Source organism: Endozoicomonas sp. 4G, from assembly GCF_023822025.1.
In the GTDB taxonomy this organism is placed as follows: domain Bacteria; phylum Pseudomonadota; class Gammaproteobacteria; order Pseudomonadales; family Endozoicomonadaceae; genus Endozoicomonas_A.
Map to the genome: position 1 here is coordinate 4,787,240 of NZ_CP082909.1, position 13,289 is coordinate 4,800,528.

Annotated in this window: 7 protein-coding genes; 6 read left to right on the forward strand and 1 reads right to left on the reverse strand. The window is 46.2% G+C overall.

Features of this window, described 5'->3' with window-relative positions; genetic code table 11:
- Positions 1–45: 45 nt before the first annotated feature.
- Positions 46–2,793 (forward strand): RING finger domain-containing protein, encoded by a 2,748-nt coding sequence (locus tag K7B67_RS18885; protein ID WP_252177415.1) that lies wholly within the window; start codon positions 46–48, stop codon positions 2,791–2,793.
- An 89-nt stretch (positions 2,794–2,882) separates the two neighbouring features.
- Here K7B67_RS18885 and K7B67_RS18890 read toward each other — a convergent pair whose 3' ends face one another.
- Positions 2,883–3,164 carry an XRE family transcriptional regulator gene (locus K7B67_RS18890; RefSeq protein WP_252177416.1) on the reverse strand — a complete coding sequence of 94 codons (282 nt, stop codon included), beginning with the start codon at positions 3,162–3,164 and terminating at the stop codon, positions 2,883–2,885.
- 287 nt (positions 3,165–3,451) lie between these two features.
- Between K7B67_RS18890 and K7B67_RS18895 the strand changes: the two genes are divergently transcribed.
- From K7B67_RS18895 to K7B67_RS18915, 5 genes are all read left to right on the forward strand, one after another.
- Complete coding sequence (locus tag K7B67_RS18895) at positions 3,452–5,935, forward strand: RING finger domain-containing protein (RefSeq protein ID WP_252177417.1); 2,484 nt, start codon at positions 3,452–3,454, stop codon at positions 5,933–5,935.
- A gap of 64 nt (positions 5,936–5,999) precedes the next feature.
- Positions 6,000–8,762: an RING finger domain-containing protein gene (locus K7B67_RS18900; protein ID WP_252177418.1), complete on the forward strand. Its 2,763-nt coding sequence runs from the start codon at positions 6,000–6,002 to the stop codon at positions 8,760–8,762.
- A gap of 184 nt (positions 8,763–8,946) precedes the next feature.
- Positions 8,947–9,444, forward strand: coding sequence for a DUF29 domain-containing protein (locus K7B67_RS18905; protein ID WP_252177419.1), 498 nt, complete (start codon positions 8,947–8,949; stop codon positions 9,442–9,444).
- Positions 9,441–9,935, forward strand: coding sequence for a DUF29 domain-containing protein (locus tag K7B67_RS18910; protein WP_252177420.1), 495 nt, complete (start codon positions 9,441–9,443; stop codon positions 9,933–9,935). The genes K7B67_RS18905 and K7B67_RS18910 overlap by 4 nt, the downstream gene beginning before the upstream one ends.
- A 320-nt stretch (positions 9,936–10,255) precedes the next feature.
- Positions 10,256–13,255, forward strand: a complete 3,000-nt coding sequence (locus K7B67_RS18915; protein ID WP_252177421.1) for an RING finger domain-containing protein — start codon at positions 10,256–10,258, stop codon at positions 13,253–13,255.
- Positions 13,256–13,289 lie beyond the last annotated feature (34 nt).

Consider the following 13,289-nt stretch of genomic DNA (forward strand, 5'->3'; position numbering starts at 1 on the left):
ACTCTTGGCTATTCTCTGATGCACTACCAGTAATGAGATTCCCCCATGGCGTTCCTTTATTTTTACAGAACAGATATTCAACACGGATTGTTCTGGCATTTTCTGGCAAACAAGAAGGGCGTGATTGGTATTTTTGTTCTTTCCTTGCTGGCTATGATGGTTGTGCCATTATGCCATTCCTCAACCCTTATTGACCGTCATCATCCCGATGGGCGCAAGTTTCGGATTGAAATCAATGATGGGAAAACCTGGAATAACACCCTGACATTGACAGGAGGCAAACCCGCTGGCAACGCCGATTTTCCCAGTGTCGGCAACGGAGACAACGGAGGCAACGGAGGCTTCTTTTATTTGCCTCCTCCCTGGGGAGGTGGAGGCGGCAGGCCATCGGGATTGTTCGACATTGACCTGACTATTCTGCAACCCGTCATCAACTGGCTGATGTCCACAGGTAAGGGTTCTGGCGATGGCCGACAGGCAGGTAATGTGAATGGTCGACCCTCTGGCAGTAGACCTGATGCAGGATCAAATGACGCAACTAACCATCAACAGGAGCAAAGAGAAGCACCTGAAGATCAGGAGAGCAAATCACCGGGAGAAAGTAATGGTAGCAATGGGGATGGCAATAACAGAAAAGACGACAATGGCGAGCAGAGTAAAAATAATGCTTCGACCCAGGACCTTCAGGTACTTGCCAATCAGCTTTTAGCCATCATTGAAAGCGACGATCCCGATGCCGTTTTTAAATTCAGGGAAATGCTGGATAAGCTGGACATGCCTCAGCGTTTGCAGGTTCTGGAAACAAAAGGTACAAACATCAGCGGTAATACTTTTACCCCTCTTGAGGCGATATTGGCACTGCCGCGCTCTTTCGATGAGCACTCAACAGGCAACCGATTTATCGGGCAGCTGATAGCAGCCACTGGTAACCACTACCGGATGATTTTGTCTGACAACAGCCACTTGATGAGTGCCTCTGAAACCATGGATGATTACATCGCTATCAATGCTTTCGGCGACAATGCACCGCGCGTGGATAAAGAAGAACCTGCACACATTATTGGTGCAGAGTGCTCGGTATGTAAGGAGCTGTTTGTAAACACATCAAATATAGTGAAAACACCCTGTAATCACCTTTATCACGTAGATTGTTTAAATCAGTGGTTGAAAAAAAGGGAGCAGGATTGTTCAGTTAGAAATTGTCCTACCTGCCGTACAAAATTAAACGCCTTTAGTAAAAAACTGAACGACTTTAACAAACTATTGAGAAAATACGACGGTTGTCATTCTTTAGCTATTGCAAAAAGAGCATTTAATGAATGGAATAAAGCAGAAACAAGTTATGCAAGCCTGTACCATTTTATCCAATTTTGCCGACATAGCAGCCAGGCATCTGATGATTCACAGTTTGTAAAACTCTTGCGACGCCTCATTAATCCCGTGAATCCGGTGACAAAAGCCGAGATCCGCCATAACCATGACGTCAACTCGGCCACCTTCAGCGCCAATAACCAACTTGTGGCGACCGCCAGTCGCGATGGCACTGCGAAAATCTATAGCTATCAGTCCGATGGATCATGGAAGGAAGAACTCACCATTCTCCACGAGGGTCCGGTCAAATCAGCCAGCTTCAGCACCGATAGTCGCCGTGTGTTGACCGCCAGTGACGATGGGACAGCAAAAATCTATGTTCGGAAGGAAGATGGATCATGGCAAGAAGAAATCACTATCCGCCACCACGAGCTCATTCATTCAGCCAGCTTCAGCGCCGACAATAGCCGTGTGTTGACCGCCAGTGACGATAGGACAGCAAAAATCCATGTTCAGAAAGAGGCTGGATCATGGGAGGAAGAAGTGATCATCAAGCATTATGGTCCGATCCATTCAGCCAGCTTCAGTGCTGATGGTAGCCATGTGGTGACTGTCGGCCAAGATGGCCGGGTAAAAATCACGGGCCAATCAGCCGATGGATCATGGCAAGTAAAAATCATCGTTTTCCATAAGCTGTATCCCAACTCAGCCAGCTTTAGCCCCGATAACCGCTATGTAGTGATCGCCAGTGACGATAACACGGCAAAAATCATTGCCCGGAAAGACGATGAATCATGGGAAGAAGAATTAACCATCAACCACATTCGCACCAATGGTCGGATCAGATCAGCCGCCTTCAGCCCCGATAGCCGACATGTGCTGGCTGTCGACGAGAATGGCCTGGTTCACATCATTGGTAAACAAGCCAACGGATCATGGGTAATAAAAGCCATCATTACCCATAGTAAATGTATCTACTCTGTTACCTTCAGCCCCGATAGCCACCATGTGGTGACCGCCAGTACCGATGGCACTGCGAAAATCTACGGCGAAAAGACCGATGCATTATGGGCAGAAGAAATCACTATCCATCACGATGCTTGGGTCTTCTCAGCCACCTTCAGTCCCAATAGCCAACATGCAGTAACCACCAGTAATGATGGAACCGCAAAAATCCATAACTACAAGAATGATGGATCATGGGAAGAGGTATTCACTATCCATCATACTTTTTGGCTCACTTCAGCCACCTTCAGTGCCGATGGCCGCTTTGTGATGACCTTTGGTTCTGGTGGCACCGCAAAAATCATTCAACTGAAGGGCGATGGATCATGGGAAGAAGTAATCACTATCCACCACCCCAATCCAACCTTCGCAGCCAGCTTCAGTGCCGATAGCCGCTTTGTGCTGACCCGAAGTTTTTTTGGAAAATTTGGTTACGGCAACATTGTGAAAATTACTGAACTATGGAAGGAAGAATAATTGATGTTGCAGAACTCAAGGTGCCGTTTTGTTCTTTCCCTGCTGGCTAGACCCGTCCCTGAAGGAACGGGTTTGCGCCAGCATTTCAATCAAGCAGCTTCAGAAATTCGTATTTCCACGTGAAGTCCAGCAGCAGCAGCCATATTGACCAATGCATCCAGCCCAAAAACATTAATTTTACCGCGCATTAGATCGGAAATGCGTGGTTGAGTTACGCCAAATAGCTTAGCGGCTTGCTGCTGGGTTATTCCAATGCGGTCTATGTGGTTCTTTAGCGCCATCATTAAAGAAGAGCGGAGCTTCATGACTTCCGCCTCCTCTGGTGTATCTTCAATGGCATCCCATATACTTTCAAATCTTTGATTGCTCATTTTTCAACCTCTTCAATAAATCGCTATAACGCTTTGTAGCAAGGTTTATATCTTTCTTACTGGTCTTTTCGCTTTTCTTCTGGAAACAATGAAGAACATGGGTACCTAATCGCACCCCCAACCCTGGAAAACACTGGGCTGGAGCATTCTCGAAAGCAATTCTCAATTGTCCTGCCGGTATTGAGTTTTGAGAAAATCCGACGTAAAAGCAAAATTGCAGGTCAGACCCCAACATCTCAGAAACTCTTGGCTATTCTCTGATGCACTACCAATAATGAGATTCACTAATGGCGTTGCTTTATTTTTACAGAACAAACATTCAACACGGATTGTTCTGGCATTTTCTGGCAAACAAGAAAGGCATGGTTGGTATTTTTGCTCTTTCCATGCTAGCTATGATGCTAGCTATGATGCTAGCTATGATGCTAGCTATGATGCTAGCTATGATGATTGTGCCGTTATGCTATTCCTCAACTCTTATTGACCGTCATCATCCCGATGGGCGCAAGTTTCAGATTGAAATCAATGATGAGAGAACACGCAACAGCACTCTGGCATTGACAGGAGGCCAGCCCGCTGGCAACGCTGATTTTCCCAGTGTCGGCAACGGAGACAACGGAGGCTTCTTTTATTTGCCTCCTCCCTGGGGAGGTGGAGGCGGCAGGCCATCGGGATTGTTCGACATTGACCTGACTCTTCTGCAACCCGTCATCAACTGGCTGATGTCCATAGGCAAGGGTTCTGGTGATGGCCGACAGGCAGGTAATGAGGATGGTCAACCCTCTGGCAGCAGACCCAATGCAGGATCAAATGACGCAACTAACCACCATCAACAAGAAAAAAGAGAAGCACCTGAAAATCAGGAAAACAAATCACCGGGAGAAGGTAATGGTGGCAGCGGCGATGGCAGCAGGGATGGCAATAACAGAAAAGACGACAATGGCGAGGAGAGTAAAAATAATGCTTCGACCATTGATGATTACATAGCTATCACTTCTTTCCACGATAATGCACTGCGCGTGGATAAAGAAGAGCCTGCACACATTATTGGTGCAGAGTGCGCGATATGTCAGGAGCAGTTTGTACGCACGTCAAATATAGTGAAAACACCCTGTAATCACCTTTATCACGTAGATTGCTTAAATCAGTGGCTCAAAAAAAGGGAGCACGATGATTCAGTTAGAAATTGCCCTACATGCCGTACAGAATTAAACGCCTTTAGTAAAAAGCTAAACGACTTTAACAAACTATTAAGAAGATACAGCGGCTTTCATTCTTTAGCTATTGCAAAAAGAGCATTTAATGAATGGAATAAAGCAGAAACAAGTTATGCAACCATGTACCATTTTATCCAATTTTGCCGACATAGCAGCCAGGCATTGGATGATTCACAGTTTGTAAAACTCTTGCGACGCCTCATTAATCCCGTGACAAAAGCCGAGATCCGCCATGACCGTGGAACCAACTCAGCCACCTTCAGCGCCAATAACCACCTTGTGGTGACCGCCAGTGACGATGGCACTGCGAAAATCTATGTCTATCAGTCCGATGGATCATGGAAAGAAGAACTCACTATTCACCACGATGGTTCGGTCAAATTAGCCAGCTTCAGCGCCGATAGTCGCCATGTGTTAACCGCCAGTAAGGATGGGACAGCAAAAATCTATGTTCGGAAGGAAGATGGATCATGGCAAGAAGAAATCACTATCCGCCACCATGGGCCCATTCATTCAGCCAGCTTCAGCGGCGACAATAGCCGTGTGTTGACTGCCAGTGACGGTGGGGCAGCAAAAATCCATGTTCAGAAGGAGGATGGATCATGGAAAGAAGAAGTGGCCATCAACCATGATAGTCCGATCCATTTAGCCAGCTTCAGTGCTGATGGTAGCCATGTGGTGACTGCTGACAAAGATAACCTGGTAAAAATCACGGGCAAATCCGACGATGGATCATGGCAAGTAAAAATCATCGTAATCCATAAGGGTCGTGTCAACTCAGCCACCTTTAGCCCCGATAACCGCTATGTGGTGACCGCCAGTAACGATGGCACGGCAAAAATCATTGCCCAAAAAGACGATGAATCATGGGAAGAAGAATTAACCATCAGCCACATTCCCACCAGTGGTCAGATCAAATCAGCCGCCTTCAGCCCCGATAGCCGACATGTGCTGACTATCGGCTGGGATTTTCTGGTTAAAATCATCGGTAAACGGGCCGACGGATCATGGGGAGTAAAAGCCATCATTACCCATAGTGATCGTGTCTGGTCTGCTACCTTCAGTCCCGATAGCCACCATGTAGTGACCGCCAGTTTCGACCGACAGGCAAAAATCTACGGCGAAAAGAGCGATGCATTATGGGAAGAAGAAATCACTATCCACCACAATCATCGGGTCTTCTCAAGCACCTTCAGTCACGATAGTCAACATGCAGTAAGCACCAGTGATGATGGAACGGCAAAAATCCATAGCCACAAGAATAATGGATCATGGGAAGAAGGATTCACTATCCATCATTTTCGTCGGGTCATTTCAGCCACCTTCAGTGTCGATGGCCGTTTTGTGATGACCTTTGGTCTTGGTGGTACCGCGAAAATCACTCAACTGAATGGCGATGAATCATGGAAAGAAATCAGTATCCACCACCCCAATCCAATCTCCTCAGCCAGCTTCAGCGCCAATAGCCGCTTTGTGCTGACCGAAAGTTTTTTGCCATTCTCTGATGTTCCCCGCAGCATTGTGAAAATTACGGAACTATGGAAGGAAGAGTAACTCCAGCAACGTCCCGGAAATTCTTGGCTATTCTCTGATGCACTATCAATAATGAGATTCACCCATGGCGTTCCTTGATTTTTCCAAAACAAATATTCAATACGGATTGTTCTGGCGCTTCCCAAACAAAAAGGGCGTGATTGGTATTTTTGTTTTTTCCCTGCTGGCTATGATGCTAGCTATGATGCTAGCTATGATGCTAGCTATGGTGATTGTGCCGTTATGCTATTCCTCAAACCTTATTGACTCTCATCATCCCGATGGGCGCAAGGTTCGGATTGAAATCAATGATAGGAAAGCACGCAATAGCACACTGACAGTGACAGGAGGCAAGCCCGCTGGCAATGCCGATTTTCCCAGTGTCGGCAACGGAGACAACGGAGGCTTCTTTTATTTGCCGCCTCCTCCCTGGGGAGGTGGAGGCGGCAGGCCATCGGGATTGTTCGAAATTGACCTGACTATTCTACAACCCGTCATCAACTGGCTGATGTCCATAGGTAAGGGTTCTGGTGATGGCCGACAGGCAGGTAATGAGGATGGTCAACCCTCTGGCAGCAGACCCAATGCAGGAGCAAATGACGCAACTACCCCCCATCAACAGGAGCAAAGCGAAGCACCCGAAAATCGAGAGAACAAATCACCGGGAGAAGGTAATAGTAGCAGCGGCGATGGCAATAACAGAAAAGACGACAATGGAGAGCAGAGTAAAAATAATGCTTCGACTCAGGACCTTCAGCTACTTGCCAACGAGCTTTTAGCCATCATTGAAAGCGACGATCCCAACGCTGTTTTTAAATTCAGGGAAATGCTGGATAAGCTGGACATGCCTCAGCGTTTGCAGGTTCTGGAAACAAAAGGCACAAACATCAGGGGCAATACAGTTACTCCTCTTGAAGCGATATTGGCACTGCCAGGTTCTTCCGATGAGCACTCAACACGCAACCGATTTATCGAGCAGCTGATAGCAGCCACTGACGACCACTACCTGATGATGTTGTCTGACGACAGCCACCTGATGAGTGCCTCTGAAACCATAGGTGATTACATCGCTATCACTTCTTTTCGCGATAATGCACTGCGTGTGGATAAACATGAATCTGGACAAATTATTGATACAGAGTGCGCAGTATGTCAGGAGCAGTTTGTACGCTCGTCAAAGATAGTGAAAACGCCCTGCAATCACCTTTATCACGTAGATTGTTTAAATCAGTGGCTCAAAAAAAGGAGGTGGGACCAATTAATTAGAAATTGTCCTACCTGTCGTACACAATTAAATGGCTTAACAATAAAACTTAACGACTTTAACAAATTATTGAAAAAATACGACAGTTGTCACTCTTTAGTGACTGCAAACAGAGCAACTGAGCAATGTAATAAAACAGAAACAAATTACCCCGCCTTGTACCATTTTATCCAATTTTGCCGACATAGCAGCCAGGCATCTGATGATTCACAGTTTGTAAAACTCTTGCGAAGCCTCATTCATCCCGTGACAAAAGCCAGGATCCGCCATGACGATCGAGTCAACTCAGCCACCTTCAGCGCCAATAACCACCTTGTGGTGACCGCCAGTCGCGATGGCACTGCAAAAATCTATGCCAATCAGTCCGATGGATCATGGAAGGAAGAATTCACTATCCGCCACAGTGGTTCGGTCAAATCAGCTAGCTTCAGCGCCGACAGTCGCCGTGTGTTGACCGCCGGCAAAGATGGTAAAGCAAAAATCTATGTTCGGAAGGAGGATGGATCATGGCAAAAAGAAATCACTATCCGCCACCGTGGGTCCATTAAATCAGCCACCTTCAGCGTCGACAATGGCCGTGTGTTGACCGCCAGCAAAGATCGTACAGCAAAAATCCATGTTCTGAAGGAGGATGGATCATGGAAAGAAGAAGTAACCATCCGCCATACTTGTCCTATCCATTTAGCCAGCCTCAGTGCCGATGGTAGTCATGTGGTGACTGTCGGCAAAGATAACCGGGTAAAAATCACGAGCAAATCAGCCGATGGATCATGGCAAAAAAAAATTGTCACTGCCCATAAGAGCCGTGTCAACTCAGCCATTTTTAGCCCCAATAACCGCCATGTGGTGACCGCCAGTTACGATGGCACGGCAAAAATCATTACCCGGAAAGACGATGACTCATGGGAAGAAGAACTCGCCATCAGCCACATTCGCACCGATGGTCCGATCATGTCAGCCACCTTCAGCCCCGATAGCCAACATGTACTGACTGTCGGCAAGGATAATCTGGTTAAAATCATTGGTAAACGGGCCGACGGATCATGGGTAGTAAAAGCCATCATTTCCCACAGTGATCGTGTCTACTCTGCTGCCTTCAGTCCCGATAGCCACCATGTGGTGACCGCGAGTTTCGACACACAGGCAAAAATCTACGGCGAAAAGACCGATGCATTATGGGAAGAAGAAATCACTATCCACCACAATGATTGGGTCTTCTCAGCCACCTTCAGTCCCGATAGCCAACATGCAGTTACCACCACTGATGATGGAACGGCAAAAATCCATAACTACAAGAATGATGGATCATGGGAAGAAGGACTCACTATCCATCATAATGCTCGGGTCACTTCAGCCACCGTCAGTGCCGATAGCCGCTTTGTGATGACCTTTGGTATGGATGGTATCGCGAAAATCAATTACCTGAAGGGCGCCGCTAACCAAATCACTATCCGCCACCCCAATACCATCACCTTAGCCAGCTTCAGCGCCAATAGCCGCTTTGTGCTAACCCAAAGCTATTTGTCAGACTTTAATGTTCCCGGCAGCATTGTGAAAATTACTGAACTATGGAAGGAAGAGTAACTCCAGCAACGTCCCGGAAATTCTTGGCTATTCTCTGATGCAGTACCAAACCAGCCCGAACCCCCGGGCAAAGCCCCCGGCAAAGGCATCTGTGCTTTGGTAATTCATTTTGCGTCCTTTCTGTTATTTGCCTACAGTGGTAGGGCAATGGAGTATTAACAAGGTATCAAGTTGAGGTAAAACGATGAATAGCTTATATGAGACTGACTATCACCAGTGGCTAACCAATCAGGTAGCTTTGCTGAGAGATCGTAATTTTGACCAGTTGGATTTAGAAAATTTGTTGGAGGACTTGGAGTTGGGTATAGAATCCAAGGTAGATAATCTTGAGCATTTTCTGATAAATCTTATACACCACTTGCTTAAAATGGATTACCAAACGACGGTATTAAAGGACACTGTAGCAACGGAAAGAGTGCTTAAAGGTTGGATGGTTACGGTATGCACCTGTAGGAGTGGGATTAATAAACTAATCAGAAAAAATCACAGTTTAGCACCGAGAATTGAGGGTGCTTTAAAGGTGGCTTATGCCTATGGTAAACAAGACGCCATTAAAGCTATGAACCTTTATGTTAATAAAAACCAGAAACTTGATAACAATAGCTTTCCAGATGAATGCCCTTGGTCTTACGATCAGTTAATGACCGAAGACTGGTATCCACTGAACGGAGTTGAACTATGAGCAGCTTATACGAGACTGACTACCATCAATGGCTGAGTCAGCAACGGGAATTCCTCATTCAAGGGCAGTTAGATCAGTTAGATGTTGAAAACTTGATTGAGGAATTGGAGTTGGGTATTAAGCAAGACTTTAAGACATTAAAATCACACTTGATGATCCTATTGACACACTTATTAAAATGGGATTATCAGGAAAAAGTTTTACAAGACCCGTGGGTTGAGAAATATGTAAAACATACATGGCTGCCAAGCATTAATAACCCAAGGGCACAAATTCAAGAATTGATTAAAAACAATGCCAATCTAAAACACCAGATAAGCGAAGCTTTAATTCAAACTTATTCTACGGCTAAACAAAGAGCAATTAGGGAAATGAGTAAATATGCTCGACATGAGAACCAGAAGCTTAACGAAAATAGCTTCCCTGGTGAATGCCCTTGGAGTTTTGAGCAGATAATGGATGATGATTGGCCCGTTCTGAGGAAAAAGTAGTAAAACGACCCGCCAGAAACCTACCCCTTCTGGCGCTGCTCCATCTTCTGCAACCGCTTATCAAGGTTTCGCAACCCACCAATAGCCACCATCACCACATCGCCCACATCCACCTGCCTGCCATCGCTCATCCAATCCAATCTTCTCAGCCAGCTTCAGCGCCGATAGCCGCTTTGTGCTGACCCAAAGCTATTTGTCAGACTTTAATGTTCCCGGCAGCATTGTGAAAATTACTGAACTATGGAAGGAAGAGTAACTCCAGCAACGTCCCGGAAATTCTTGGCTATTCTCTGATGCAGTACCAATAATGAGATCCGCCCATGGCGTTCCTTTATCTTTACAGAACAGACATTCAACACGGATTGTCCTGGTGTTTTCTGGCAAACAATAAGGGCGTGGTTGGTATTTTTGTTCTTTCCTTGCTGGCTATGATGGTTGTACCGCTATGTTATTCCTCAAACCTTATTGACCGTCATCATCTCGATGGGCACAAGGTTCGGACTGAAATCAATGATGAGAAAACCCACAATAGCACCCTGACAGTGACAGGAGGCAAACCTGCTGGCAACGCCGATTTTCCCAGTGTCGGCAACGGAGACAACGGAGGCAACGGGGGCTTCTTTTATTTGCCGCCTCCTCCCTGGGGAGGTGGCGGCGGCAGGCTATCGGGATTGTTCGAAATTGACCTGACTGTTCTGCAACCCGTCATCAACCGGCTGATGTCCATAGGTAAGAATTCTGTCGATGGCCGACAGGCAGCCAATGAGGATGGTCAACCCTCTGGCAGCAGTCCCACAGGATCAAATGATGCAAATATCCACCTCCATCAAGAGGAAAATCAACAGGAAAAAAGAGAATCACCTGAAAATCGAGAGAACCAATCACCAGGAGAAGGCAATGATAGCAGTGGAGATGGCAATAACAGAAAAGACGACAATGGAGAGAAGAGTGAAAATAATGCTTCGACTCAAGACCTTCAGGTACTTGCCAATGAGCTTTTAGCCATCATTGCAAGCGACGAACCCAACGCCGCTTTTAAATTCAGGGAAATGTTAGAGATGCTGGACATGCCTCAGCGTTTGCAGGTTCTGGAAACAAAAGGCACAAACATCAGGGGCAATACGGTTACTCCTCTCGAGGCGATATTGGCACTGCCGCGTTCTGCCCATAAGTACTCAACACGCAACCGATTTATCGGGCAGCTGATAGAAGCCGCTGGCAACAACCGCCAGATGATTTTGCCCAAGATTGTTCTGGACATAATCCACAAGCTTAACCAATCTCACCAACAACCACAGATAGGGGATTTTGAAAAATGTTGCTTTACTGAGTACTTCTTTCAATTGTTCCTGATTCATTTAAACCCGGTTGAGCGTATTCGCAATCTATTAGAAAAAATATCAGATTTAGCCATAAGGAATGAGGTTATAAATAATACACAATCATTGACATTTCCCACCTCTTTTCTGGATACCTTGAAACGACTTAACCAGCACCCATCGTTCCGTGAATTAATACGCTTATCAAATGAACAGCGTATTCAAAATAATTACATAGCGACCACTACTTTTCGCGATAATGCACTGCGTGTGGATAAACATGAATCCGGAAAAATCATTGATTCAGAGTGCGCGATATGTAAGGAGCAGTTTGAACGCTCGTCAAATATAGTGAAAACCTCCTGTAATCACCTTTATCACGTTGATTGTTTAAGTCAGTGGCTCAAAAAAAGGAGGCAGGATCGTGCATTTCAAGATTGTCCTGTCTGTCGTACACAATTAAATGGCTTAAGGATAAAAGTTAACGACTTTAACAAACTATTGAAAAAATACGACGGTTGTCATTCTTTAGCCACTGCAGAAAGAGCAGTTAAGGAATGGAATAAAGCAGAAACAAGTTATGCAACCTTGTACCATTTTATCCAATTTTGCCGACATAGCAGCCAGGCATCTGATGATTCACAGTTTGTAAAACTCTTGCGATGCCTCATTCATCCAGCGAAAAAAGCCGAAATTATCCATCGCGGCGATATCAACTCAGCCGTCTTCAGTCCCAATAACCACCGTGTGGTGACTGCCAGTAACGACGGCACTGCGAAAATCTATGTCTATCAGGCCGATGGATCGTGGCGGGAAGAGTTCACTATCCACCACGATAGTCGGGTCAAATTAGCCAGCTTCAGCGCCGATAGTAGCCGTGTGTTGACCGCCAGTGGCGACGGGACAGCAAAAATCCATGTTCTGAAGGAGAATCGATCATGGCAAGAAGAAGTGACCATCAGCCATGATGGTCCGATCTATTTAGCCGAATTCAGCGCCGATAGTAGCCATGTGTTGACCGCCAGCAGAGATGGGACAGCAAAAATCCATGGTCAGAAGAAGGATAGATCATGGAAAAGAGAGGTGACCATCAACCATGATGGTCCGATCAATATAGCCAGCTTCAGTAATGATGGTAGCCATGTGATGACTGTCGGCGAAGATAACCTGGTGAAAATCACGGGCAAATCCGCCGATGGATCATGGCAAGTAAAATTTATCGTTATCCATGAGGACTGGGTCAACTCAGCCAACTTTAGCCCCGATAACCGCTATCTGGTGACCGCAAGTGACGACGGCACGGCAAAAATCACTGGCCAGAAAGACGATGGATCATGGCAAGAAGAGTACATTAGCATCAATGGTTCGATCTTTGCGACCAACTTCAGCCCCGATAGCCGACATGTACTGACTGTCGGCAGGGATGATAATCTGGTTAAAATCATTGGTAAAAGGGCCGACGGATCATGGGGAGTAAAAACCATCATTTCTCATAGTGATCTTGTCAGCACCGCCATCTTCAGTCCCGATAGCCGCCATGTGATGACCACCAGTCTCGACAATCAGGCAAAAATCTACGGTGAAAAGACCGATGCATTATGGGAAGAAGAAATCACTATCCACCACAATGATTTGGTCTTCACAGCCATCTTCAGTCCCGATAGCCAACATGCGGTAATCGCCAGTGATGATGGAACGGCAAAAATCCATAACCTCAAGCATGATGGGTCGTGGGAAGAAGGGCGCACTATCTATGATATACGTCAGGCCTCTGACGCCAGCTTCAGTCCCGATGGCCGCTTTGTGATGACCTTTGGGAATGGTCTCGCGAAAATCAATGACCTGAATGGCGCTGCCCAAATCAATATCCGCCACTTCTATCCAATCTTCACAGCCAGCTTCAGCGCCAATAGCCGCTTTGTACTGACCCAAAGTTTTTTGTCAGACCCTGATGGTTTCGGCGAAATTGTGAAAATTACTGAACTATGGAAGGAAGAGTAACTCCAACAACGTCCCGGAAATTCTTGGCTATTCT